The organism is Vibrio owensii, assembly GCF_002021755.1.
Classification (GTDB): Bacteria; Pseudomonadota; Gammaproteobacteria; order Enterobacterales; family Vibrionaceae; genus Vibrio; species Vibrio owensii.
This window is the reverse complement of sequence record NZ_CP019959.1, coordinates 3224363-3250746: the sequence shown is the minus strand read 5'-3', so window position 1 is coordinate 3250746 and position 26384 is coordinate 3224363. Positions and strand designations below refer to the sequence as shown.

Genomic DNA, 26384 nt, shown 5'->3' with positions numbered 1-26384 from the left:
GTCAAATGTTTGCTAGGTAAATCAGCACTTTGTCACATTCTCTCAATTGAGACGTTCGAATGATGACCAAGTCGATTACGCTTCCATCTCTTGGATTTTCACTTTCCAAGTATCCGGACCAATTTGGTGAGCGTTCGCGCCATTTGAATCCACAGCAACCGTTACCGGCATATCCTCGACTTCAAACTCGTAAATCGCTTCCATGCCTAGGTCTTCGAATGCCACCACGCGAGCTTTCTTAATCGCTTTAGCAACTAGGTACGCCGCGCCGCCAACTGCCATTAAGTAAACCGCTTTGTGGTTTTTGATCGATTCAACCGTTGCAGGGCCACGCTCTGCTTTACCGATCATACCCATAATGCCAGTTTCTTCTAACATCATGTCTGTGAACTTATCCATACGAGTTGAGGTTGTAGGACCTGCAGGACCTACTGCCTCATCACCGACGGCATCAACCGGGCCAACGTAATAAATGAACTTACCCTTGAAATCAACGCCAGCAGGTAAACCTTCACCCGCTTCTAGCATGCCTTGGATACGTTTATGTGCCGCATCACGACCCGTTAGAATCTTGCCAGATAGCAGTACCGTTTCACCGGTTTTCCACTCTTGAACTTCTTCTTTGGTCACCGTATCTAAGTTAACACGACGAGTATTCGCGCCCGCTTCCCAAGTGATGTCTGGCCAATCTTCTAACTTAGGTGGCGTTAGCTCTGCTGGACCATTACCATCAAGTGTGAAGTGAACGTGGCGCGTTGCCGCACAGTTCGGAATTAAACACACTGGCTTAGAAGCAGCATGCGTTGGCGCGGTTTTGATCTTCACGTCAACAACCGTTGTTAAACCGCCTAGGCCTTGCGCACCGATACCCAGCTTGTTCACGCGATTGAAGATATCAAGACGAAGCTCTTCTTCTGCGTTTTGAGGGCCACGATCAATCAAGTCTTGAATATCGACGTGCCCCATCAGAGATTCTTTTGCCAATACCGCAGCTTTTTCAGCAGTACCGCCGATACCAATGCCAAGCATGCCCGGTGGACACCAACCTGCGCCCATTGCTGGTAGTGTTTTCTCTACCCATTCTGCAATGTCGTCAGATGGGTTTAGCATCACCATTTTGGTTTTGTTTTCAGAGCCGCCGCCTTTCGCCGCGATTTGGATTTCGACTTTATCGCCTGGCACCATATTGATGTGTACGACTGCTGGCGTGTTGTCTTTAGTATTGATTCGCTTGCCCGCAGGGTCCATCAGGACCGAGGCACGCAATGGGTTATCCGGATTCGTGTAAGCCTGTCGAACGCCTTCATCCACCATTTGCTGAACCGTCATGTCGGTCGAATCCCATTGAACGCCCATACCGATGTTCACGAAACAAGTCACGATGCCTGTATCCTGACAAATCGGTCGATGGCCTTCTGCCGACATACGGGAGTTAATTAGGATCTGAGCAATAGCATCTTTCGCTGCTTGGCTCTCTTCACGGTGGTAGGCTTTTTCAAGGGCTTGAACAAAGTCTAGCGGGTGGTAGTAAGAAATATACTGTAGCGCATCAGCAACACTGCTGATGACATCCTGCGTGCGTATTACCGTCATTGCATGCCTCATTATTGTTATGCTTTGCTTCCATTATTGGCTTGGCTTCTGTCGTGTTTGTTGAGCTTATTGCCCTTAAATGAGCTTCGTTTTATGTAAACAATTGTCGAACGGCTGATATCGACACACGAGTTATTGAAGTCGCCTTCTCATATAGTAAAACCACCTCAAAGCCTTTGTATAGAGGTAGTTTGGCTATACAGATGAATATGATACTCTTGCTGCCCATGACATGCCATGCAGTGAACGAACTCTTTGTCACAATTTAAACAAATGAACAACATGGATACGCAATTGCTTGATTTTAAGGCATTGGATTACGCCAACGACCTAGCTATTTCCCTATTTTCTCGTATCGAACAGCAGCCTTGGGCGATGCTTTTACGCTCCGCTTCTGAGACGCATATCGACAGCCGATTTGATGTATTGGTCGCCAATCCAATCGCAACGCTAGAGACCATCGCTGGCGATACGCAAATCAAAACAGACACGCAAGAATACGTCTCTCAAGATGACCCGTTCTCGCTGTTAGACGAGCTCCAACAACAGCTTTTGCCAAACCTTGAGTTGAGCGCAGAGTGGGATCTACCGTTTGTCGGCGGTGCGCTGGGTTATTTCAGTTACGATCTAGGCCGCCGTGTAGAATCTATACCTGAACTTGCAACTAAAGACCTTCAAACGCCAGACATGGCTGTTGGGTTGTATGAATGGGCACTGGTGGTAGACCACAAACTAGAAAAAGCTTGTCTTGTAGGCCAAAACATTGAGCAAGCGTGGCAATGGCTTAATTCACAATCTCCAGCTGATGTTGAAGACTTTAAGCTGATTGGCGATTGGCAATCGAACATGGTGCAAGGGTCTTATGCTTCGCGTTTTGACCGTGTTCAAGAATACTTGTTGAGTGGCGACTGTTACCAAATCAACTTGGCGCAGCGCTTTAATGCTCCTTATCAAGGAAGCGAGTGGCAAGCTTACACTAAGCTAGAAGCGGCTAACCAAGCCCCTTTCTCTGCGTTTATTCGCATGCCTCATTCGGCAATCGTAAGTGTATCACCAGAGCGCTTTTTGGAGCTGAAAGACAACGTCATTGAAACCAAGCCCATCAAAGGTACCCGTCCACGTAGCCAAAATGCCGAGCTTGACCAAGCCAATGCGCATGACTTGCAGACGGCAGAAAAAGATCAGGCCGAAAATCTGATGATCGTCGACTTACTGCGTAATGACATTGGCCGTGTCGCGTCACCGGGCAGCGTTCATGTGCCAAAGCTATTTGATATTGAAAGCTTCCCTGCAGTACATCACTTAGTTAGTACCATCCGTGCCGATTTGGATACACAATACAGCGCAGCCGACCTGCTTCGAGCTTGCTTTCCGGGCGGTTCAATTACTGGCGCGCCAAAGGTACGTGCAATGCAAATCATCGAAGAATTAGAACCACATCGTCGCAGCGCTTATTGTGGCAGTATCGGTTATATCTCGCGCCATGGTCGTATGGATACCAGTATCACGATTCGTACTCTGGTAGCAGAAGATAACAAGCTTTACGCTTGGGCTGGCGGCGGCGTCGTAGCAGACAGTGATTGCGCAGCAGAATATCAAGAGACGCTAGATAAGCTGTCTAAGATCTTACCGGCGCTGAAGTAACTGAAAGCGCTTTTAAGTACTCAGAAAAACGGCTCTGTAGTAATAACAGAGCCGTTTTGTTTTTTAATGCTTTCTGTTAATAAATGGGGTTTGTTAATCAAGGGGACTCGTGCATCATTCGTCGAGCCACTTACACATGATTTGTTCTATATCAGCAGCGGTGTAAGGCTTGGTGAGAATGTCATCCATGCCAGATTCAATACACTTTTGTCTCTCTTCTAGGGTTGTTCCTGCAGTCAGCGCAATGATTGGCTTAGTGAAGCCGTCTTCGCGCAAATGTACCGTCGCTTCATAACCATCCATTTCTGGCATACGACAATCCATAAATATTAACTCGTAGTCTTTCTCTTTTACCGCGTCGAGCGCTTCTAGGCCGTTGTTTCTTAAATCTGGTTTGATATCGAGCTTTTTGAGCATTTGCGTGACGATCACTTGGTTCATACGAATGTCGTCTACCACCAACACCGAGCGTCCTGCCAGTTCGATATATTTACCGACAGACACGTCACCGGCAGCCCTTCCCTGCGCTTCGCCTTGCTTGAGCGGCACAACGACTTTAAAGGTGGTGCCTTTGCGTGGCTCACTGACGAAACTGATTTCACCATCCATCAAATCGACTAAGTTCTTGCAGATTGCCAAACCTAAACCAGAGCCTTCAAAGCTTCGCTTCGTGGAACGGTCAGCTTGTACAAAAGGATCAAACAGCGCTTTCTGCGCCTCTAAAGGAATACCAATGCCTGTGTCTTCCACTTCGAAATGCGCATAACCATCGACCCACTCGACGCGTAGAACCACGCCTCCGAGATGAGTAAACTTAATCGCATTACCTATGAGGTTCACCAGAATCTGGGTGATGCGTTCAAAGTCACCCACAAGAAATTCTGGAATGCCGAGCTTTTTATCGATCGAGAAATGAATGCGCTTTTCCGCCGCTTTCGCAGCAAACACACCGGTTAATGCGTTCTCTAAGTCCTTCCAAGCAAAAACTTTATCGATGATTTCCATCATACCTGCGTTCATTTTACTGAAATCGAGCAAGTCATTAATGATGACTCGAAGTAAATCACCGGATTGAATCAAGTTACCAAGGTATTGTTGCTGTTCTTCCCCCAACTCGGTTTTGCTCAGTAACTCTGCACTACCCAACACGCCGTTTAACGGAGTACGAAGCTCGTGGTTGATCATCGCGACAAATTCTTTGGTTGCTTTTTCAGACGCTTCTGCCCGTTTACGCAACTCGACCTCTCGCTCTAGGCTCAAATGTCGGCTGATGACGCCGTGCACTAGATCGGAAACCAAAACCATTTGTTTGGAAGTGAACTCTTGATCGACTTGATCAAGAGCGACAGAAAAGATCAGCTCACCCAAGATCGCTGAGTCAATAATGATGGGTAAATAGAGGCGATTATCTATCCAATGAGGCTTGGTTTGTATCGCGTTTTCATGAGCGAGCACGAGATGGCCAAACTGATGGCGACGCAACGATGAGAGATGCTCTTGGCTCAAAGATAAGTAGGCACCGGAAACCACCGAGTTTGATGTCAGTTGCTCCAAGAAACTGGCAATCATGGTCTCGTCAAAGGTGCTAGAAAGGAACGTTCGTCCAAACTTGATCAGCGTTGCATCGATTTGTTCTTCAAACTCGAACTTACGTAAGTCGTTCTCAGACTTCATCTCGAGTTTTTTCAATGCGACACTCAGTTGCTGATTGGACTCATACAGCTCTAAGCTCTTTTGCTCTAACAGTGTTTCTGCCGCTTTTCGTGACGCGACTTCTCGTTTGAGTTTCCTTTCTAGTGAGGAACTTCCCGTCATATTGAGTTATTGAGCCTCCAGCCAAAAACGAACTTGGCTTCCGTCATCCGATTGGTTTTGATGTTTAACAACGACACTCTCATTGAAGTGGTTCGCACAACCTTGTATCAGGCCGACACAAACATGCGCCATACAGCGTGCACTTCGATAATCAAATACCATTTCTGATTCTGTTTCATTAATAAAATCAAATTGCGGTGGATTGGCGTCTGGGTAAAGCTTTTTCACTTCGACATGAATAAAGTCTTCTACATGGCGCACAAATTGGAACGTGGTGGTGCACTGTTGAAGACTGGCATGGTTTGGAATGGACTTAAGTAGATTTTGAAATACACACTCACCGAACACTTCTTGTAATTTTTCTGGCGGAATGTCAGACACTTTGCTGAGGTTAACGATCAACTTAACAAGATCTCGATGGTCATAACTGCCTACCGAGGTGTAAATGCCTTCGTCGTTAGACAGGTCCAAAACTTGGTCAAGCACTTCCAGACCAAATTTGTCCTCCACTAACTCCATGAACTCTGTGAAAATTATCCCTTTCATCGTCTTCAACTAACCTTATAGTGACGTCTTAAAATAAAGAATGGTGTATAACTCTATAAGTTTCAAATTAATATGCGCACAACGCCATCAAAAGCACACTCAACTTGGGGATAAGGATTTCACTTTGGTCATCGATAAATCAACACTGTTACAGAACTTCCAACTGCAACTGCCAACGGGCTATCACAGAGAGTCTCTTGGGCGCTTAGCTCACCTCAAAGAAAATACCTTACGAGATGCCGCTGTCTTGATTGGATTTGTTGAACGTGAAGAAGGTCTTCAAGTCATTTTGACCAAGCGCGCCGAGCATCTGAGAAATCATCCGGGGCAGATCAGCTTCCCTGGAGGAAAATATGAGAATGACGATCACACCTTGGTCAATACCGCTCTTAGAGAGGCAGAAGAAGAAATTGGTATTCACCAAACGCATATACAGGTTTTTGGTCAGTTACCTAAGCTACCTACTATTAGCCAGTTTAATGTGACGCCATTTTTGGCCTTCGTTTCTCCAGACTACACAACTCGCATTGACCAAAATGAAGTCGCGGAAGTTTTTGAAGTGCCAGCCAACCATATTTTGAACCCAGAGAAGCTTTACAGTACAAAATTCAACCTAAGAAAGACAAGTCACCGCGTGTTTGCAATCCCCTACCAGCGTCATTTTATCTGGGGAATGACAGCACAAATTATCGAATCGATGCAAAAACACATCATTTCTAACTAACTGTCTTATCAATGACAACTCACCCATCAAACCAAACATTATGTGCATCTATATTAATAAAAAGTTATTTTTCAAACATCAATTCACATTAGTTTAATTTGATTTTTATAAGGCAAACGCTTGCGGTGAGAAAAATTTATACACCAACCGCTTCAGATAAGTTTTTCTAATTCCACTCATTAGCAATAATCACGTGTAGCACGCCATTTTCGTGATAAAAAGCAGGTTTTTGACATATCATCCAATAAGCTCGAGCAATACATGATTTAGATCTAATTTTCCTAGTGCAAAATCTTGCAAAATTGGCCCCGACTTATTTCCTGTTCCCAAAATGAGTAACTCAAAAATGAATACAACTACTTCTGCGGCTTCAACCGCACAATCGTCTAGTAAGTTTTCTTACAAAGACTTCACCTGGTGTTTGTCCCTATTTGGTACAGCAGTAGGTGCAGGTGTACTTTTCCTTCCAATTAAAGCAGGTGCTGGCGGTTTCTGGCCATTAGTTATCCTAGCTCTAATCGCGGCACCAATGACTTGGTTCGCACACAAATCTCTAGCTCGTTTCGTACTTTCTGCGAAAAACCCTGAAGCTGATATCACTGACACAGTAGAAGAGCACTTTGGTAAAACTGGCGCAAACCTTATTACTTTTGCTTACTTCTTCGCTATCTACCCAATCGTACTAATCTACGGTGTTGGTATCACAAACACGGTTGACTCTTTCCTAGTTAACCAAATGGGTATGGAATCTATCCCTCGCTGGCTACTATCTGGCGCGTTAATCGCTGCTATGACTGCGGGTGTAGTATTCGGTAAAGAGCTAATGCTGAAAGCAACATCAGCAATGGTTTACCCTCTAGTATTCATCCTACTAGCGCTTTCTTTCTACCTAATTCCTGACTGGAATACATCAATGATGGAAGTATCTCCAAACTGGGGCGAAATGCCTTCAATCGTTTGGCTAGCAATTCCAATCATCGTATTCTCATTCAACCACAGCCCAATCATCTCTCAGTTCTCTAAAGAACAACGTCGTGTATACGGTGATGACGCAGTTAAGAAAACTGACGCGATCACTGGCGGTGCAGCGATGATGCTAATGGGTTTTGTAATGTTCTTCGTATTCTCTGTAGTACTTTCTCTTTCTCCAGAGCAACTAGCATCTGCGCAAGAACAAAACATCTCAGTACTGTCTTACCTAGCTAACGTTCACGAGTCTCCACTTATCTCTTACATGGGTCCTCTAGTGGCGTTCGCAGCAATCACTTCAAGCTACTTCGGCCACTTCCTAGGCGCACACGAAGGTCTAGTTGGTCTAATCAAATCTCGCTCTGAAACTCCTAAGAGCAAGATCGAGAAAGCATCTCTAATCTTCATCGTTGTGACTACTTGGATCGTTGCTATCGTTAACCCAAGCATCCTAGGCATGATTGAAACAATGGGTGCACCGATGATCGCTGCAATCCTATTCTTGATGCCTGTATTCGCTATGAACAAAGTTCCTGCAATGGCGAAGTACAAAACTTCAGCACCTGTACAGATTTTCACAGCAATCTGTGGTCTTGCAGCAATTAGTTCTGTAATCTACGGCGCTCTTTAATCACCGCTCTCTATAAAAGCGTGATTAATTCAAGAATATAACGATAATAAAAAGCCTCCCAACTCCCCTTGGGAGGCTTTGTTCTGAGGTAATCGATATGATTAGTGTTTTTGACATCTATAAGATCGGCGTTGGTCCTTCAAGCTCACACACTGTAGGTCCAATGAAAGCGGGTAAAGAATTTATTGATGATTTACGCTCAATGGGAAAATTGCGCGACATCACTAAAATCACCGTTGACGTTTATGGTTCACTATCACTGACAGGGAAAGGTCACCACACGGATATCGCGATCATCATGGGTCTTGCTGGCAACTCCCCTGAGAAAGTAGATATCGACTCTATTCCGGGCTTTATCGCTCGCGTAGAAGAAACTGAGCGCCTACCTGTTGGCATGCACTGTCATACAGTATCGTTCCCGAAAGATGGTGGTATGAACTTCCATACTACTAACCTTGAGCTTCACGAAAACGGCATGCAGATCCACGCGTGGATCGAAGACGAAAAAGTGTACTCAAAGACTTACTACTCTATCGGCGGTGGTTTCATCGTTGATGAAGAGAACTTCGGTAAAGAAGTAGAGAACCCAATCAAGGTTCCTTACGAATACACAACTGCAGAAGAGCTTGTTCACCAGTGTAAAGAAAGCGGTCTTTCTATTAGCGCATTGGTAATGAAGAACGAACACTCTCTGCACTCTGATGAAGAGACTCGTACATACTTCGCAAACATCTGGCGCACAATGCGTGAGTGTATGGATCGCGGTATGAACGAAGAAGGTATTCTGCCTGGTCCACTACGCGTGCCTCGTCGTGCAGCAGCACTTCGTCAGCAACTGCTTACTTCTGAAAAGACAACAAACGATCCAATGTCGGTTGTTGACTGGGTAAACATGTTTGCTTTCGCAGTAAACGAAGAGAACGCAGCAGGTGGTCGCGTTGTTACAGCACCAACTAACGGTGCGTGTGGCATCATCCCTGCGGTACTGGCTTACTACGATAAGTTCATCCAAACTGTGACTGAAAAAGATTACATCCGTTACTTTGCTGCTTCTGGCGCAATCGGTGGTCTTTACAAGCGCAACGCGTCTATCTCTGGTGCAGAGGTTGGCTGTCAGGGTGAAGTTGGCGTGGCATGTTCTATGGCGGCAGCAGGCCTTGCTGAGCTTATGGGTGGTAGCCCTGAGCAAGTATGTATGGCTGCAGAGATAGCAATGGAGCACAACCTAGGTCTAACGTGTGACCCTGTTGCAGGTCAGGTACAGGTTCCATGTATCGAGCGTAACGGTATCGCAGCAGTAAAAGCGATCAACTCTACTCGTATGGCACTACGTCGTTCTTCAGCTCCAACTGTTTCTCTAGATAAGGTTATCGAAACCATGCTAGAAACAGGTAAAGACATGAACGCGAAATACCGTGAAACATCTCAAGGCGGTCTAGCAATCAAAGTGATTTGCTAATCCCCTCCTCTCTGAATTGAAAAGCCCGAGCCATGTGCTCGGGCTTTTTTTCATTTGCTTTTTTCCTTTAAAACCTCACCTAAGAAAAATTCCCTCTAGATTGAGCTTTATAAAAAAATCTAAAATTACGACTATATCCAGAAGTTTAGGATATGCCCGTAGAAGGTCACATACCTGCTAACCCAATATTGATAACGTATTCAAAAAATAATCCTGGAGCGCTTTAACACATGATTAGGTTTGAACTTGGAAACCAAATCTGCGTTTGCTTGTCCGAAAAAGAACTTTCATTACAGCTCAATAACTCCATTCACTCCGCTATCCCCGTCAACAGAATTGAATATTTAATCCTCAGCACCATTGCCGCTTTTGGTAGCTTAAACGCGCCTATCAGTCAGAGGAAAATCGAAAAGAAGTTGTCATCGCAACATCACTTGATGTTGCCGGAAAATGGATTTAAGAACGCTGTTGCGTCGATACGAAAGAAGTTCAGACAACTGACGAAGAACCACGTCGAGACGCAAAAGTCTCTTATCGAAAACATCCACCGAAAGGGATATTTTGTGCCTTACGATAGCCAACATGCGCAAAAAGATGGACTACTGCAACAATCAAGAATCCACAAACACGCACTGCACAGCGTTAGAATGGCGATAGGTATTTGCTTGCGAAGCCGTGTGCTTTACTTCAATTTGCTGTTTTTTATCACGTTTACCATGCTGCTTTATGTCGCCGTGTGTTTTTACACCATCAGTACCATCGTCAGACAGAACTATTTCGATGGCGCGATGGACTTTGCCCACGACCTTGCTCAGCGCAGCTGTTTTGAACATGAAGACCAGCTTCGTGGTTTATTCGATAACGTGCAATTGGTTGAGTCCGCTTTAATGACAGACAAGCACAATATTCGCTGCTTAGTCACGCCAGAAGCTGTGGTTCCGGTCAACGAAAGAGACCGTGAGACTTGGTTAAACAACGACAGTTACACCACACACTCTTTTGTTTTCGATGGAGCTCAAGTTCTTGTTCGAGTAAAGAACATCAATTTGTCGAATAACATTGAGAGTCACATGTCTCGCATGTTCTTATCCGGGATGAAAGTGTGTACTAACACCGGTACAGCGTTAGAAATCGGTGACACTCGTGGGCAGTCCTTCCTCTATAACGTCAACGACAATGGCTATAAAGAGATCTATTACGTCTCCGGCCCTATTACGAGCATCTTAATTTTGAGCTTCATACTAATGTTTGCTATCAGGCATAAAAAGCTGCGTTCACTGCTGACTTACATGTGGGCAATCCGCGAATTTAATCTCAAGCTAGAACCAATCCACAATACGTCTAACCGGCAGAATATCCATTACGAGGTGTTGTCCCGTTTTAAAGTTAAAAACACTCAACGTTTTATAGAGAGTTTGATAGCGAATGGATTGCTGATAAACCACACGCTACTGGTGATCAAAACCGTCTTCGGAGACTCGAAATCGCTGCTTGCGCCATTGAGCATTAATGTGTGCCCTTCTCTGCTTGAAGGCCATAACTTTACCCGTTTGTATAGACAGCTTAACCAACTCGATTGCTCATTGCTGACAATCGAAATCACCGAGAACGCCTCAATGTATTACACCCGAGAAATCTTCGACAACATCAGCAAGCTTAAAGAGATGGGTTGTAAGATCAGTATCGACGATTTTGGTACTGGGAATAACAACGTTGAGCTTATCAGCCACATCACGCCCAACTACCTTAAGATTGACCGTTTGTTTGTGATGAACCTTAAGCAAGATGACAAGAAGGTAGAGACACTACGCCAGCTCATTGCCATGGGTCATACCTATCACTGCACGGTTATCGTAGAAGGGGTTGAAACTGCAGAATGTGCGCATCTCCTCACCACATTGGGCGCCCACATCCATCAAGGTTTCTACTATCCACTTTGCCGCTAGTTCCCTCAATTTATTGACAAAATCTGTACATAACCAGATTGCGTACTTTTAATATCCACAACTATAATGGCGGTATTGTGTTTACCGCCTCTGAATAGATTCAGAACATGATCGCCATTAAACCTGCCAAGCTAAAGGATTTTGCTAGCTTGATGCAATTGGAAGTACATGAAAATCAAAAAGGATTTTTTAAGCCATTTGAACAGGCTTACCAAAATAGGACGAAATCAGAAGTCTTTTACACCATCTTCCACGACTACTTAACCGTCGGATACTTGGTGATTGATAAAGCGTTTGCTCAACACGCTCCTTTTGCGAAGCGTCATGAATTGGGCCTGAGTTACATCATGATCGACAAACGATTCCAACAACAAGGAATTGGTACGTCGACACTGCAAAAGTTGATGATGTATGGCTACGCGATTGATGCGGAGAGCAACTCGGTGTGCGCAACGGTCGCAAACCAAAATAAAGTCGGTATAAAACTGTTTGAATCGGCGGGGTTTGAAAACACCCAGAAAACGATTTACGAAGAGAGTGGAAAAGCGCTGATCTTGCGCCACGCATTAAGCTGATTTGCCCCTAAGATGAAAATAGGCAGGTTCTTTATGAGCCTGCCTATTTACTAAGTCATACTGCCATTACTTCCGCTTGCCAGCCGTAACCTGTGTATTCTTTTGCTAATTCTTCAGCAACAAACGTTGATACCACCACTTCAACCCACCTACTGTGTGAGCCTGTGCGGTAACGCAGTTTTACCATTTTCATTAAAACCTCTCCGGACTATGATTAAGCGGCGGAGACTTGCTCGCCATTCACCAATAACTATAATTTTTAAAAAAGCCACGATATCCATGCAGTTGGAGCTCTTTGCTCATACGTGCGTGAACTCTCTCCTTGAGATAAAACGGATATAGTGTATGTTATTCGAAAAACTTCGAATTAATGCGGGAGCCATTCTGCAGAATGATATGAACAGGATGTAGAGTAAAATTACTGCATTTATAAAAAACGATAAGATGAGCCAGTTTTTATGGGCAGCGATATAGGTAAAACGACAGGAACCAGTTTTGAAGCACTCATGATGCGTCAAGCGAAGAGTTTGACGACTTCTCATGCAGATGAATGTCAAAGCCAACTCGAACAATTCATGCTTGAAGCAATGGATTGGTTTGAGATCGATCGCATGACGATGTTCCCGAACTCCATGCTTTTCTTCAATCAAGGGAAGACCCTTTCCGTTGCGCGAGCACCTCACAAGATACTGACCGCTGAACAGGTCGGTGTGGAAGACGGTGAGCGCTACCTGCGCCTGATTGGCAACTCTGAAGAGATTCAAATCTTCGACAAAAACAAGCTCGCCACTAGTGATGTTGTCGTTTTGCGTATGCTTTCTGCCCAAGGCGCATGTTGCCACTATACGATTCCATTAACTCAATTTGGTCAACGTTGGGGCGGACTGTCTTTTACTTTGTTTGGTAGTGGCCGCTGTGGATTAACCGAAACGCAGTTGGAGCAAGTGACGTTCATTTCCCATATGTGGTTATCCTTCTGGCAGCACTCAAAGCTTCACCGCAGTTTGCATCGCCCAGATATGAAGACGGATAACGAAAACCATCGAATGCTAAGGTTGAGTCACCGTCAATGCGATGTGCTGGGTTTGTTGGCGAAAGGCTTATCGGCAAAAGAGATTGCCACCGAGTTGAACCTGAGCCCTCGAACTATCGAATCACACAAGTATCGACTGTTGGATATGTTAGAACTCGATAGTCATGCAGATTTGGTGCAGTTCGCGCTTCGCAACGGCATAGGTTACTAACGCACCTTACTCTGTCGACATTTGGTCTAGGTTAGCCATTTAGCCTCGCTAAAAAAGAGCAGTTCTAGATAAGCAGATAAAGAAAAGGCAAGCCGAGTGGCTTGCCTTTCTAATAGGAATGCAAAGGGAACTTACTCACCCTTGTAGATACAACCTGCTGTACAGGTTTCTTTGATCTCTACTTTGCTCAGTAGAGGCAGGCTTGGCTTAAGTTGTTGCCAAATCCACTTCGCTAGTACTTCACTAGTCGGGTTTTCCAGACCTTCAATATCGTTCAAGTAGTAGTGGTCGAGGCGATTGTAAATTGGCTTGAATGCCGCTTTGATCTCTGCGAAATCAACAACCCAACCTGTATGCGGATCTACTTCACCTTCTACATAAAGACGAACAAGGAAAGAGTGCCCGTGTAAGCGTCCACACTTGTGACCTTCTGGTACGTGTGGCAAGTGGTGTGCCGCTTCGAACATAAACTCTTTGTATAATTCTGTTTTCATCTTGATTCTCAGGCTTTAAAAAGACACGCAATACTAAGGAATTCACCCTTTAATGACAACCTTTATCAATAGCTGCCACAAAGCTTACGAGCGCAATCGCTAAAGTCGGTCAGCGAGGATGTCATCACACAAAATCCTCAAAAATAAAAAAGGCAATCACCTATGAGGAGATGATTGCCAAAGTCTGGAAAATGCCAGAAAAGTGATGGTTTAGGAATCTAACGCAGGGCCGGTGGTTAGATTACCCGTGCCCTCACACGCGCGTTTGAAATAAACGTGTGAAAACAGACGCTACCCTAACCTATTTCGGGTTAACGATGGGTTAAAGGCGTAAATTACTGACCCAATTTGAGCCCCTTTTTTTCACTGTCGCATTTTTGGCACCACGCCAAACAATTGATTACACACTACTTACATCACATTTACATAACCCTACTCTGTTTGGGGTCACATTCATTCGGGCTATTCATCGCTCAAATTTCGCTAACCCCTTAATATTGTGGCGTTCGTTCCAAATACACTTATAAAAATATGCGCTCAACTATAACCTTCAAGCTCCTACTCGCTCTTATCGCGGTGTTCACTTGTGTACTCGCGGTATCGACGGGCTACCAATACTATCAACAAAAAACGCTCATCAATGATGTCCTTAGTGAACAGCTCCACGATAAGGCAAGCAACTATTTCGATAGCCTAAATATGATGATGCTAACCGGCACCATGTCGCAGAAAGAAACGTTGCGTCAAAAAGCCCTAGCTCAAGAAGGCATAGAGCAGGTGCGCGTCTTACGTGCTGATACCGTCTCCAAATTCTATGGGCCTGGTGATGCCAATCAAAAGCCTGTTGATGATATAGACCAACGTGCGCTTAGCGGAGAGTTAGTGATTGAGCCAATCAGTGCAGACTGGGGAAAAGGCTTGGTTGTTGCGTTACCGATGAAGTCGAGCGAAAACTACCGCGGTACGAACTGTGTTTCTTGCCATATCGCTCCGGAGGGTGAAGTTCTTGGTGCAATTCGTCTTGAGTACAATATGAACCACGTCAACTCGCTGATTAACAAGCAAGCCATGTTTGCGATGAGCATCATGTCGGTGATCGCGTTTGTCGGTTTCTTGATCACCATGGGGCTGATTCGCAAGATCATTGTTCGCCCTATTCAGAAAACCTCACGATTTATGTCTAACGTGAGTGCCAGCAAAGATCTCTCTAAACGTTTGGAACACAATCAAAAGGATGAAGTTGGACAACTGTCCGATTCTATCAACTCCTTTATGGATACGGTCTGTGAAAGCCTCGAACAAGTTCGCGAGACCTCACACTCCCTCGCAGGTTCAGCAAATAGACTCACCGATGTTGCTCAATCCACTGATGAGGCCGCCGATAATCAACAAGTTGAAACCAACGAAGTCCAGACCAACATCACTGGTATGCTTGACCAACAAGGGGTTGTTGAACAAGCGACCATTGACGCCACAACGTTAGTCAATCACACCGTTGATGTCGCAACAAGCAGCGCTGGCCAAGCTCATCATGTCAGCGAAGACATCAAGAGCTTAGTCACCGACATCGACAAAGTGCGTGAAAAGATAACGACGTTAAATCAGCAAACGGAAGAGGTGTCTTCTATTCTTGGCGTGATCAAAGGTATTGCAGAGCAAACCAACCTACTGGCTCTTAATGCCGCGATAGAAGCAGCGCGCGCAGGCGACCAAGGCCGAGGTTTTGCTGTCGTCGCTGATGAAGTGCGTAATCTTGCCTCCCGTACAGCGGAAGCCACCAGCAATATCGAAACCATCATTTCGCAATTCCAACAAGGCAGCGAAGAGTCTCTCAGTTCGGTCGATAGTGTGTGTGAATTTGCCCATCAACGCTCTGTCGATGTCGAAGCGTTGTCGGCAACAATGAGAAACGTGGTGGATGAAATGCATCAAGTGTTGAAGCACGCCGAAAACATTCAGCAGCAGACTCAAACCACTTCCGGTGTGAGTAAACATATTCAGGCGAAAGTCGACACGATTACCTTGCACGCTAACGAGACCTCTCAATCCGCATCGCATACTCGCGAAATCAGCGTCGATTTAGAACACCTTTCTGAGCGTTTGGAGTCATTACTTAACCAATTTACCCTGTCGGAGGAACAAAGGAGGAGTAAATAGGAAAATTCTCCCCTCCAAAATGAATATAAAGGTTGAAGCTGACGATTTGACAGGTAATATGTTTCGATGAATCTAAAAAATTCTATCCAACTCAACACTTCGCTTGTTTTTTAAACAATTTTGTTGTGAGACAGGCACTTTTAAGTGTTGAGTTGAATTTTTACCTCAATGGAGAATATTGAAAACATGACTTACGCGCCTGTATCAGACGTTTTGAAAGGTCAGCTAGCAGTAGACAGTGAAGTAACTGTTCGTGGCTGGATCCGTTCACGTCGTGATTCCAAAGCTGGAATCTCTTTCCTTGCCATTTATGACGGCTCTTGTTTCGACCCGATTCAGGCCGTGGTCCCTAATAATCTTAATAATTACGACAACGAAGTACTAAAGCTAACTACTGGCTGTTCTGTTGAAGTAACTGGTAAGATTGTTGCCTCTCCTGCGAAAGGTCAAGACTTCGAACTAGCAGCAACAGACGTTAAAGTTGTAGGCTGGGTTGAAGATGCTGACACTTACCCAATGGCAAAAACTCGTCACTCTATCGAGTACCTACGTGAAGTAGCGCACCTACGTCCGCGCACAAACGTAATCGGTGCAGTAGCACGTGTACGTAACTGTCTATCTCAAGCGATCCACCGCTTCTACCACGAGCAAGGTTACTTCTGGGTATCTGCGCCACTAATCACTGCTTCAGATGCTGAAGGTGCTGGTGAAATGTTCCGCGTATCTACGCTAGACATGGAAAACCTACCTCGCACTGAAGAAGGCAAAGTAGATTACAACGAAGATTTCTTCGGTAAAGAAACGTTCCTAACTGTATCTGGTCAGCTAAACGCAGAAGCTTACGCTTGTGCACTAAGCAAAGTTTACACGTTCGGTCCTACTTTCCGTGCTGAAAACTCAAACACAAGCCGCCACCTAGCGGAATTCTGGATGGTTGAGCCTGAAGTAGCGTTTGCAGAACTAGACGACGTGGCTAAACTGGCTGAAGACATGCTGAAGTTCGTGTTCAAAGCAGTGCTTGCAGAGTGTCGTGATGACCTTGAGTTCTTTGCTCAACGCATCGACAAAGAAGCGATCACTCGCCTAGAGCAGTTCGTTTCTTCTGACTTCGCGCAAGTTGACTACACTGACGCAATCCAGATCCTTCTTGATTCAGGTCGTGAGTTCGAATTCCCAGTTGAATGGGGTATCGACATGTCTTCTGAGCACGAGCGTTTCCTTGCTGAAGAACACTTCAAAGCGCCTGTAATCGTTAAGAACTACCCGAAAGACATCAAAGCATTCTACATGCGTGCTAACGATGACGGTAAAACAGTTGCAGCAATGGATGTACTAGCACCAGGCATCGGCGAAATCATCGGTGGTTCTCAACGTGAAGAGCGTCTAGACATCCTAGATGCACGTATGCGTGAAGTGGGTATCGACCCTGAGCACATGAGCTGGTACCGCGACCTACGTCGTTACGGCACAGTGCCACACGCAGGCTTCGGTCTAGGCTTTGAGCGTCTAGTATCTTACGTAACTGGTATGGGCAACGTTCGTGACGTGATCCCATTCCCACGTACTCCTCGCTCTGCGAACTTCTAATCACCTAGAGTGATACAGAATTAAAAAGACCTCCCATTTGGAGGTCTTTTATTTTGTCTTAAGCAAACGTCAACTACTGTACTTTTGAATGCTGTTTTCTCAGCTGCGAAAACAACTCATTAAAGTAAATCAGTTAAGTGACACACTCACGTTCTTGCCGTTGACGCTGCCGATGGTCAAAGGCGATTGTCTTTCACCTTGCTTTATCAGTACTTTCGTATTGACCTGAGCGGTAGAGCGTTGAAGCTTACTTGCTTGTATCACGGAAACTTCCAGCGTGTAATCTGGATGGAGCTTATCGACAGAACCAGAAAAGTCGATGCGTTCTTGTTCATTGTCAATTCGAGCTTCAAAGTGATTGTCTGGTTGAATCTCAGCAACAAGCTGGGTTTGGTCGTAGTTCAACGTGACTGACTTGGGCTCACTATTTTGGCTCGCTGAAGCACCAAATGCCGCAAGGCACAGCGCAAGTGATAACACTCTCTTCATTCCGCTCTTCCCTATTGTTTGTAATGAGTCGTTAAGGCTCACTCTCATCATCTTTATCAGCGTTAGCTGCGTATTTCACACCTAACACGCACAAGCCAAACATAATAAAGGGAATAACGGCGGCTGTGTACTCCGTCCACGCCATATGAGAAAAAGATTTCGCTAAAATAAGGTGAGCAAACACCAACAAGAAAGCGCTAAAAACCGCTACTGCGATCAATCGTAACTCATGTTTTACCAACTGCTTTTTCATCATCACTCCTTGTATAGAGGTTTCTAGTGATGATTGAAGCACAGCTGGTTGGAAAAGCGCTGATACAGTTTGACCAAAAAAACACTAAACAGTTGCTTCGCGCACAAGGCTGCCTAACTTTTTGATCGCACTCTCTAAATGCTCGCTATCGGCAAAAGAAGTATTCAACCTCAAATAGTGCTCAAGCTTCTCGTCGACAGAAAACAATTTTCCATAAGCCACGGTCACCTGCTCTTTCAAGAGTGTTTGATAAAGTTGTTTACTATCCACACCTTGAGGCAGTTCTAGCCACAAGAAATACCCACCCGAAGGTAGGTGATAATTCACTGTCTGAGGAAGGTATGTTTTGATGAGGGCAACGAAGCGTTCTTGTCGCTGCTGCAACGTTCTACGTAACTTTCTTAGATGATTATCGTAACTGTCGTTTTGAAGATAATGCGCCACGCCCTGTTGGATAGGCGCGCTGCCAGAGAGCGTCGACATTAACTGCAGTTTTTGAATCGGTTCATTAAAGCGTTTGTTAACCACCCACCCCAAGCGATAACCTGGACAAAGGCTTTTTGATAGTGAACCACAGTGAAGCACTCGCTCTTGGGTATCGAAGCTTTTCAGTGATGCCGGTTTTTTATCTGCGAAGTAGAGCTCAGCATAGACGTCATCCTCGATCAGATACACATCATACTGGTTCGCAAGCTCGACAATACGCTGCTTGTTCTGTTCAGAAAGCGAAGTACCTGTCGGATTATGAAAGTTCGTCATCAACCAGCAAGCGCGTACATCGCTATTGGTAAACGCCCATTCTAGTTGCTCTATCGAGTGGCCATACTGCGCATCAACAGGGATCTCAATTACGTTCAAACCGAGACGTTCAATCGCTTGTCGCGCCCCATAGAAGGTCGGCGATTCAATCACAACTGTATCTCCAGGACGAGTCACTGCTTGTAAGCTAAGGTTCAGTGCCTCTAATGCGCCAGAAGTAATCACGATATCGTCATGGGTTAAGTTCAGGCCTTGTTGAATGTAGCGCTGCGCAATCAGGCGACGCAGCGATTCACTGCCTGGAGGAAGATTATCTAACAGCGTATCAGGCCCCATTTTTCGCCCAGAACTGGCGAGGTTACGGTTTAACGCTTCCAACGGGAACAAGGCTGGATCCGGAAAAGCTGAACCAAGCTTAATCGACTCTGGTGACCCTTGATGTTTCAAAAAATCATAAAGCTCATCATTAACCGAGGCACGATATACGTTTTTCTCTGCGCTCTTTGGCTCTAGCCTATCCAACTCAGCTGTCACAAAGTAACCAGACTGAGGTTTAGCGATCACCCACCCTTGCGCTTCGAGCAATTGATAGGCTTGCAGTACCGTTCCTGCGCTCACCGAATGGTTACGACTCGTCATTCGCACCGAGGGCAGTTTTTCTCCTGCTCTCCATGTATTTTGTTGGATCTGAGATTTAAACAACTCAGCCAGTTGGCGATATCGGTTCATGCTTCCCTCATTCCTGACTATCGAGCGCACATTAGCATACTTCGCGCCTTTATAACGACATCACACTTATCAAACTCGAAACGTAATTAATCAATCTTAGTGATATCAATTCCCGTTACGAAATGAGAATTTATGTTCCATACTTTCAAAGGCATGAAATTCTGCGGGAGGAAATGATGAAAATGTTTACGATGGATGACCTCTCTTATCGAGGTGTACATAAAGGCGTTCACAGTTGGGATCACCCAGAAGGCAACAACCCTTACTACTGGCATCCAGACTGGCTTCACATTGCAGAAGACGCACTGGGCGTTCACCCTAAGGCTGAGTTAGAGGTACCTGAGGGTGAAACCGCGACAGAAGAACATGCGAAAGCGGCGATCATCAAGCATCTGAACGGGCAATAGGGTAAATTAAGTACCTATTTTTCAGGTGGTTATTGCCATGAAGAATCAATAAATCTATCTGAATGAGAGCTGTGCAGCGGATTGGATTATTTATCAGCAAGATAAATCGATAGCAGTCACATTAATTCCGATAACATCTGTTACATTTATAGTGTAATGGTGACGCACACCTCAACTCATGACTATGAGAGACGATAATAATGACGAAATACAACGAAAACGATATCCAATACAAAGGCGAATCTAACGGTGTTCACTCTTGGAGCACTTCGTCAGGTCAGCCTTATTACTGGCACCCAGATTGGCTGCACGTAGCTGAAGACGCGACAGGTTCTCACCCTAAGCAAAAACTAGAAGTAGAAGCCTCTGAAGCGCCAACAGAAAAGCATGCCCTAAAAGCGATTCTTAAGCACATGAATGACTGGGCAACAGGTAAGCTGTCTTCTAACCCAGACATCGAAACCAATGCACACGAATCTGAAATGAATCTGAAGAAATAAGCTCTGCGCTTGTTAACATCAGAGACAAAAATGGAGCCCCGCAATGTCGGGGCTTTCTTATGTCTGCCGATATAATTTTTGGCCTAGTTTCACCCCAGCCAACATTGAACTTTCAACGATTAGCTCATTGGCAGAAAGCTCCACTATGGTAACAGACGGCGTATGTTCTCTAAGTGCGCCAGTATTTCTTGTTTGTCATAAAGTGTATCCGCCTTTGCTGATGTGCTTTGCCGTTCAACCAAGCTGACCGGCAAAACTTCTGAAACAACGCCTTGCCCTTTCTCCATCTGGCTCAATACTAGTTTGACCGCCCTTCGTCCAAGTTCATTGAAATCTTGCTTAACCGTAGTCAGAGGAGGTGAGAAAAACTGGCTGTCTTGAATGCCATCGAACCCAACCACAGAGACAGTTTTAGGTACATTAATTCCTGCTTCCGAAAGCGCGCATAACACACCAAGCGCCATTTGATCATTCGCCACCAATACAGCATCAAAAGATACACCTTTTAACACGGCATCTTTAATGGCGTTGTATCCACTGGCTGCTTGCCAATCTCCCTCATAGTACGCCGCTTGCACCAATTCATGTTGCTGAATCTGCGATTGCCACTCTTGATAACGAATCTGAGAAGCCGTGGATGCCTCAGGTCCAGAAATGCAGACAAAGGATTCGCGCCTGTGTTCGATCAAATGAGAGATCGCCAAATTTGCTCCAGCTTTATGATCACAACTGAGGGAATTGACGGGCGTCCCCTCTGGTACATCAATAAAAACCAGCGTGAGCTGACTGAACTGCTCCACAAGGTTCTCTGCCATCTCTCTGGTAACCGGGGCGTTGATGATAATAGCATCAACTTGCTGGGCAATGAGTTCTCGGATTGCGCTACGGAATTCCTCAATGGAGTTGTCACCTAACACTGCCAGCGCCGTCGCGTAATCCATCTCATGCGCTTGATTGCGAACGCCATTAGCAATAAGAGCCACACCGTGCAATGAGATATCCAAAGAGACAATACCGATGATCCGCGACTTCGCTCGGCTCAACATTTGTGCCCCTTTGTTCGGCACGTATCCAAGCTTTTTGATTGCGTCGTTGACTCGTTTTCGTGTTTCTTCTGCGACGTTATCCGCGCCATTAGTTACGCGTGATACGGTTTGCGTCGAAACCCCAGCTAATCGTGCAACATCTTTAAACGTGACTGCCACTGCGTTCTCCTATTCTGATTTGCTGTTCACTCTACCAAATTCATTCGAATGTTCTCGTGAACAATGTCGTAAAAAACATGAAAAAATGTTCCCGAAAACAGCAGATCTAGCACACAAAACCGCGTTCTAGAACCTGTTCAAAGTCACATTTAAACGGCTACTCAATCGAAATAAAACCAAACAAGCGCATGATTATTTGCAGATTAAATGTTTGCGAAAACAGAGAAACAACATGCAAAAAATTGTTCACTTAAAATCCAAGAATCACAGCATGATCATTAAAGTGGATCGTGTTCCTGAAATCCTTCATTGGGGATCCAAGATCGCTCAGATCGATCCCGATTTAATGCTCTCAACCGAACGTCCTATCTCGCAGGCTCGTCTTGATGTCGACGTACCCCTATCACTTTGTCCTGAGCTTGGTAGTGGTCACTTTAATGCGCCTGGGATTGAAGGGCATCGCAATGGCGAAGACTGGGCTCCCGTGTTCACAACCACATCCATTGAACACGATGACAACAGCGCGACATTTACTCTGCAAGATGACATTGCGGGTCTTGAATTATTGATTGCGCTAAAACTGGACTTTAACAGTGATGTGGTACAGAAACGCATCACCGTAAAAAATACGACTGCCGGTGAGTATTGCTTAGGTAAGCTCTCCTCTACCCTGCCACTTCCTAACCATGCAAACGAACTGATGACGTTCCACGGTCGATGGTGCCATGAGTTTCAAACTCAGCGTTTGAGCTTTGAGCATGGTGGCTTTATGCAAGAAAACCGTCGCGGTCGCACCTCTCACGAAAACTACCCAGGTTTGTTCGCGGGCACTAATGGCTTTAGTGAACAATTGGGGCAAGTTTGGGGCTTCCATCTTGGTTGGAGTGGTAACCACCAACTTCGTGCCGATGTTCGCAGTGACGGTCGTCGCTTTGTTCAAGCTGGTGAACTGCTACTGTCTGGTGAAACGCGTCTACAAAGCGGTGAAACCTACCAATCACCATGGCTTTACGCGACATACAGTAACTCGGGGTTGAATGGAATATCAGATCGATTCCACGAGTTTGTTCGTGCCAATATTATCCAATTTCCAAACAACAAACCTCGCCCTGTTCACTTAAACACGTGGGAAGGCATCTACTTCGATCATAAACCCGAATACATCATGCAGATGGCAACCGAAGCCGCTGAGATGGGTGTCGAGCGCTTCATCATTGACGATGGCTGGTTCATTGGTCGTGATGGCGAACGCGCAGCGCTTGGTGATTGGTACTTGGATGAAACGAAGTACCCGAATGGTCTTGAGCCTGTCATCGAGCACGTAAACAACAAAGGCATGGAATTTGGTCTTTGGGTTGAGCCAGAGATGGTCAGCCAAGACTCAAACCTCTATCGCCAACATCCAGATTGGGTATTGAGTCTGCAAGGCTACCACCAGCCTTCAGGTCGCTGGCAATACGTGTTGGATTTGCAAAATCAAGATTGCTTCAACTACCTGTTTGAGCGTTTGAATGACTTGCTGACTCGCTACAACATCGGCTACCTGAAATGGGATATGAACCGTGAATTGGTTCAACCAGGGCATCAAGGTAAACCTGCTGTGCATGGTCAAACGAAAGCGCTTTACCGCTTGTTAGACGAGCTTCAAGCAGCACACCCTGCGGTTGAAATTGAGTCTTGCTCTTCGGGTGGTGGTCGTATTGATTTTGAAATCCTTAAACGCACTCACCGTTTCTGGGCTTCTGATTGTAACGATGCGCTGGAACGTCAAGCGATTCAACGTGGTATGAGCTACTTCTTCCCACCTGAAGTTATGGGCGCTCACATTGGTCCTGCAGAGTGTCACTCAACCAATCGTCGCCATGCGATCAACATGCGTGGCGTGACGGCGTTAAGTGGTCACATGGGTGTGGAACTCGATCCAGTAAAAGAAAGCGCGGAAGAAAAACAAGCGTTTGCTCATTACATTCAACTGCACAAACAGTATCGCGATTTGCTTCATTCTGGACGTACTTTCCGCATCGATCCTGCCGATCAAAACCAGAACATCTATGGCGTTGAGAACGGACAAGAAATGCTGATTACGGTGTGTCAGTTGGCCATGCCAAGTCATGCGCTGCCATCTCCACTTCGCGTTAGCTGTGCGGATGAAGACGCCCGTTACGAAGTCAAGATTGTTGAAATGCCAAAAACCAGCTTCCAGTTGATGAAGCAACGTCCGCAATGGCTAGACAAAACCCTGACACTAAGTGGCGATAACTTAAAGGAAATTGGGGTGACACTTCCGATTCTCGACCCAGAATCGGCACTGATTGTTCACCTTAAGAAAATTTAAACCTCTATCTGTGCCCTCTAGTGACCGGGTTTCAACTTCGCGTTGTTCCTGATAAAACACTCCTATACGCGCTAGAGGGACACCCTACAACTAACAAGCAAAACTTAATTGCTTAACTTGTTAAGGAAACAAAATGTCTATTACAGTATTACTTTCGTTCTTGCTGTTTACAGGCTTTGTTGTGGTGTTCACTTACAGCAAAGTTAAAAACGATAAAAACACCTCTCAAGATGGCTTCTTCCTTGGTGGACGAAGCTTAACAGGCGGGCTGATTGCCAGCTCTTTGATTCTGACCAACTTGAGTGCCACCAGCTTCGTTGGCATGAGTGCACAATCCTACACCCACAACATGAGTGTGATGGGCTGGGAAGTGGCCTCTGGCGTCACACTGGTTATCATTGCGCTTCTGCTTGTTCCTCGCTACCTCAAGCAAGGCATCACCACTATTCCAGACTTCTTAGAAAGCCGTTACGACATGTCGGTGAAGAAGTTCGTTACCCTGTTGTTCTTGTGCCAATACGTCATCAACATTCTACCTACCACTCTTTACGCTGGCGCAGTGGTACTGGGTGAAATCTTTGATGTACAAGGTTTACTGGGCATTTCTGAGTTCAGCTCTATTGCCCTTATTTCTGCCACTATCGGTTTGCTGGGTTTCTTCTACGCGATTTACGGCGGTCTAAAAGCCGTGGTAATTGCAGACACGATCAACGGCGTAGGCTTGATCACCGGTGGTTTGATGATCCCTGTATTTGGTCTGATGGCATTAGGCGGCGGTAACTTTATGGAAGGTTTGGACGTATTGTTGACAGCCGCACCAGAAAAGCTGCAATCCGTAGGTAAAGAGACCGATCCACTGCCGTTCTCTACCCTGTTCACAGGTCTATTGTTGGTGAACTTATACTACTGGGGTACTGACCAATCAATTATCCAACGTGCACTTGGCGCGAAGAACCTGAAAGAAGGTCAGAAAGGTGTGATTCTGGCGGGTGCGATTAAAGTTATCTCTCCACTTTTCCTAATCATTCCCGGAATCATTGCGTTCCATATGTTTGGCGCAGATGCGGGCAACCCAGATACGATGTACACACGCTTGGTGAACGAAGTGTTGCCTAAGCCGCTTGTTGGTTTCTTCGTTGCGGTCATGTTCGGCGCAATCCTGAGTACCTTTAACGGTGTATTGAACAGCTCAACCACCTTGTTTGCTTTGAACGTTTACAAGCCACTATTTGGCAAAGGCAAATCGGATGAAGAGTTGGTCGGGAAAGGTCGTATTTTCGGCGTTATCATTGCGATCATTTCGGTCTGTATTGCCCCTTTCATCATGTACGCACCAGAAGGCTTGTTCCAATACCTACAAATGGTTGCGGGCTTCTTTAGTGTGCCTATCTTCACCATCGTGTTTGTGGGCTACATTTCAAAACGTGTTCCTGCTATTGCCGCTAAAGTTGCTTTGGTCGTGTTTGTTAGCTCTTACGCTGCGATGCAATTGGTCTTTGGTACACCAATTCACTTCCTACACCAATTAGCGATTCTATTCGTCGTGTGTACTGCTCTGATGTTTGCGATTGGTCACTTCATGCCGCGTGATACAGACTACGTAATGCCAGTGAATGAGAATATCGATGTGACGCCATGGTCATTCCGCTTCGAAGCATCAGCGGTCATCATCTACATGGTATTGGGCGCTTACGTGATGTTTTCAGACTTCGGTTTTGTCTCAAGCGATCCGACTATCATGCAAGTGTACGGCTTCTGTGGTCTGGTGTTGATGTTCGGTGTGGTTTCTAACTACTTCATCAAACGCAGAAAGCACAAAGAAGTGTCAAAGCTCAATGACATGTACATGCCTTAAGTCGACTTAGATTACACACATAAAAATCGGAGCACTGGCTCCGATTTTTGTTTTCTACCGAAACTTCGTCATCAACAACGAGCTTTTGAGGAAAGAAATGTCTCCTCGAGGTACTTTTTAACCTTTCGGATTTTTCGAGGTAAACGCAACATCAGAACATCGAACACATGGAGAAAGACAATCCTTGGGGCACTTTAAATAAACCAAACAAATACATCGTCAGGCTTTATAAAACCTAGAAATCTCGATATTCATGCAACCTTCTATTCGCCTGCCTGTTCACATCAATGAAGTCCCTTTTAGGCAGCGTCTAATTGCGGTTTTACTTTCAAGTTAAAGATGCACCCCGCTTCCCTTTATCTGTCCTTATAGCGCTTAATGAAATCTATCGCTAGAATCGCAGGTCTTTGATTTTACAAGTGACAGATCAATCAACAGCATCGATAACATCACCAAATTCCTCTCTAG

Annotated in this window: 22 protein-coding genes; 13 read left to right on the top strand and 9 right to left on the bottom strand. The window is 45.5% G+C overall.

The annotated features are described in order from the left end of the window. Positions 1 to 75: 75 nt before the first annotated feature. Positions 76 to 1593 (bottom strand): fumarate hydratase, encoded by a 1518-nt coding sequence (locus tag A9237_RS14905; RefSeq protein WP_033006433.1) that lies wholly within the window; start codon positions 1591 to 1593, stop codon positions 76 to 78. Between the two features lie 273 nt (positions 1594 to 1866). Here A9237_RS14905 and pabB point away from each other — a divergent pair, with 273 nt between their 5' ends. After that, the gene (pabB, locus tag A9237_RS14900; protein WP_078608493.1) at positions 1867 to 3237 is read left to right on the top strand and encodes an aminodeoxychorismate synthase component I; all 1371 of its coding nucleotides are present in this window, start codon (positions 1867 to 1869) and stop codon (positions 3235 to 3237) included. Between the two features lie 114 nt (positions 3238 to 3351). On the opposite strand, the gene A9237_RS14895 is transcribed toward pabB, so the two are convergent. Together A9237_RS14895 and A9237_RS14890 are read right to left on the bottom strand one after the other, a co-directional pair. Next, the gene (locus A9237_RS14895; RefSeq protein ID WP_078608492.1) at positions 3352 to 5052 is read right to left on the bottom strand and encodes an ATP-binding protein; all 1701 of its coding nucleotides are present in this window, start codon (positions 5050 to 5052) and stop codon (positions 3352 to 3354) included. A gap of 6 nt (positions 5053 to 5058) precedes the next feature. Then, entirely contained in the window at positions 5059 to 5598 is a 540-nt protein-coding gene (locus A9237_RS14890) for a heme NO-binding domain-containing protein (protein ID WP_009706860.1), read from the bottom strand. 124 nt (positions 5599 to 5722) lie between these two features. Between A9237_RS14890 and A9237_RS14885 the strand changes: the two genes are divergently transcribed. From A9237_RS14885 to A9237_RS14865, 5 genes are all read left to right on the top strand, one after another. Continuing rightward, positions 5723 to 6322, top strand: a complete 600-nt coding sequence (locus A9237_RS14885) for a CoA pyrophosphatase (RefSeq protein ID WP_078608491.1) — start codon at positions 5723 to 5725, stop codon at positions 6320 to 6322. A gap of 346 nt (positions 6323 to 6668) precedes the next feature. Then, positions 6669 to 7922 carry an aromatic amino acid transport family protein gene (locus A9237_RS14880; RefSeq protein WP_009706862.1) on the top strand — a complete coding sequence of 418 codons (1254 nt, stop codon included), beginning with the start codon at positions 6669 to 6671 and terminating at the stop codon, positions 7920 to 7922. Between the two features lie 97 nt (positions 7923 to 8019). Beyond that, positions 8020 to 9381 carry an L-serine ammonia-lyase gene (locus tag A9237_RS14875; protein WP_005438813.1) on the top strand — a complete coding sequence of 454 codons (1362 nt, stop codon included), beginning with the start codon at positions 8020 to 8022 and terminating at the stop codon, positions 9379 to 9381. A 230-nt stretch (positions 9382 to 9611) separates the two neighbouring features. Beyond that, positions 9612 to 11327 (top strand): cyclic di-GMP phosphodiesterase TpdA, encoded by a 1716-nt coding sequence (gene tpdA, locus A9237_RS14870; RefSeq protein WP_078608490.1) that lies wholly within the window; start codon positions 9612 to 9614, stop codon positions 11325 to 11327. A gap of 107 nt (positions 11328 to 11434) precedes the next feature. Continuing rightward, a complete protein-coding gene (locus A9237_RS14865; RefSeq protein ID WP_009706864.1) occupies positions 11435 to 11902 on the top strand; it encodes a GNAT family N-acetyltransferase in 468 nt (155 codons plus the stop codon). A gap of 55 nt (positions 11903 to 11957) precedes the next feature. On the opposite strand, the gene A9237_RS27350 is transcribed toward A9237_RS14865, so the two are convergent. Beyond that, positions 11958 to 12095, bottom strand: a complete 138-nt coding sequence (locus tag A9237_RS27350; RefSeq protein WP_009706865.1) for a hypothetical protein — start codon at positions 12093 to 12095, stop codon at positions 11958 to 11960. Between the two features lie 265 nt (positions 12096 to 12360). Here A9237_RS27350 and A9237_RS14860 point away from each other — a divergent pair, with 265 nt between their 5' ends. Next, a complete protein-coding gene (locus A9237_RS14860; protein WP_078608489.1) occupies positions 12361 to 13146 on the top strand; it encodes a response regulator transcription factor in 786 nt (261 codons plus the stop codon). Positions 13147 to 13277: 131 nt separating this feature from the next. Here the strand turns inward: A9237_RS14860 and queD are convergent, their stop codons facing one another. Next, positions 13278 to 13640 (bottom strand): 6-carboxytetrahydropterin synthase QueD, encoded by a 363-nt coding sequence (gene queD / locus A9237_RS14855; RefSeq protein WP_005376896.1) that lies wholly within the window; start codon positions 13638 to 13640, stop codon positions 13278 to 13280. A 531-nt stretch (positions 13641 to 14171) separates the two neighbouring features. Here queD and A9237_RS14850 point away from each other — a divergent pair. Both A9237_RS14850 and asnS read left to right on the top strand, forming a co-directional pair. After that, positions 14172 to 15797: a methyl-accepting chemotaxis protein gene (locus tag A9237_RS14850; RefSeq protein WP_078608488.1), complete on the top strand. Its 1626-nt coding sequence runs from the start codon at positions 14172 to 14174 to the stop codon at positions 15795 to 15797. A gap of 186 nt (positions 15798 to 15983) precedes the next feature. After that, entirely contained in the window at positions 15984 to 17384 is a 1401-nt protein-coding gene (asnS, locus tag A9237_RS14845) for an asparagine--tRNA ligase (protein ID WP_009706868.1), read from the top strand. 129 nt (positions 17385 to 17513) lie between these two features. Here the strand turns inward: asnS and A9237_RS14840 are convergent, their stop codons facing one another. From A9237_RS14840 to A9237_RS14830, 3 genes are all read right to left on the bottom strand, one after another. Further along, positions 17514 to 17873 carry a hypothetical protein gene (locus tag A9237_RS14840; protein WP_038896603.1) on the bottom strand — a complete coding sequence of 120 codons (360 nt, stop codon included), beginning with the start codon at positions 17871 to 17873 and terminating at the stop codon, positions 17514 to 17516. A gap of 31 nt (positions 17874 to 17904) precedes the next feature. Then, the gene (locus tag A9237_RS14835; RefSeq protein WP_009706870.1) at positions 17905 to 18126 is read right to left on the bottom strand and encodes a hypothetical protein; all 222 of its coding nucleotides are present in this window, start codon (positions 18124 to 18126) and stop codon (positions 17905 to 17907) included. 84 nt (positions 18127 to 18210) lie between these two features. Then, complete coding sequence (locus A9237_RS14830) at positions 18211 to 19614, bottom strand: aminotransferase-like domain-containing protein (protein ID WP_078608487.1); 1404 nt, start codon at positions 19612 to 19614, stop codon at positions 18211 to 18213. Positions 19615 to 19790: 176 nt separating this feature from the next. On the opposite strand from A9237_RS14830, the gene A9237_RS14825 reads away from it, so the two are divergent. Together A9237_RS14825 and A9237_RS14820 are read left to right on the top strand one after the other, a co-directional pair. Continuing rightward, positions 19791 to 20021: a hypothetical protein gene (locus A9237_RS14825; protein ID WP_020196940.1), complete on the top strand. Its 231-nt coding sequence runs from the start codon at positions 19791 to 19793 to the stop codon at positions 20019 to 20021. Between the two features lie 200 nt (positions 20022 to 20221). Then, positions 20222 to 20521: a hypothetical protein gene (locus A9237_RS14820; protein ID WP_005438842.1), complete on the top strand. Its 300-nt coding sequence runs from the start codon at positions 20222 to 20224 to the stop codon at positions 20519 to 20521. Positions 20522 to 20664: 143 nt separating this feature from the next. Here the strand turns inward: A9237_RS14820 and A9237_RS14815 are convergent, their stop codons facing one another. After that, complete coding sequence (locus A9237_RS14815) at positions 20665 to 21726, bottom strand: LacI family DNA-binding transcriptional regulator (protein ID WP_078608486.1); 1062 nt, start codon at positions 21724 to 21726, stop codon at positions 20665 to 20667. A gap of 232 nt (positions 21727 to 21958) precedes the next feature. Between A9237_RS14815 and A9237_RS14810 the strand changes: the two genes are divergently transcribed. Next, positions 21959 to 24061 (top strand): alpha-galactosidase, encoded by a 2103-nt coding sequence (locus A9237_RS14810; protein ID WP_078608485.1) that lies wholly within the window; start codon positions 21959 to 21961, stop codon positions 24059 to 24061. Positions 24062 to 24194: 133 nt separating this feature from the next. Further along, a complete protein-coding gene (locus A9237_RS14805) occupies positions 24195 to 25916 on the top strand; it encodes a solute:sodium symporter family transporter (protein ID WP_078608484.1) in 1722 nt (573 codons plus the stop codon). The last annotated feature ends 468 nt before the right edge of the window (positions 25917 to 26384 follow it).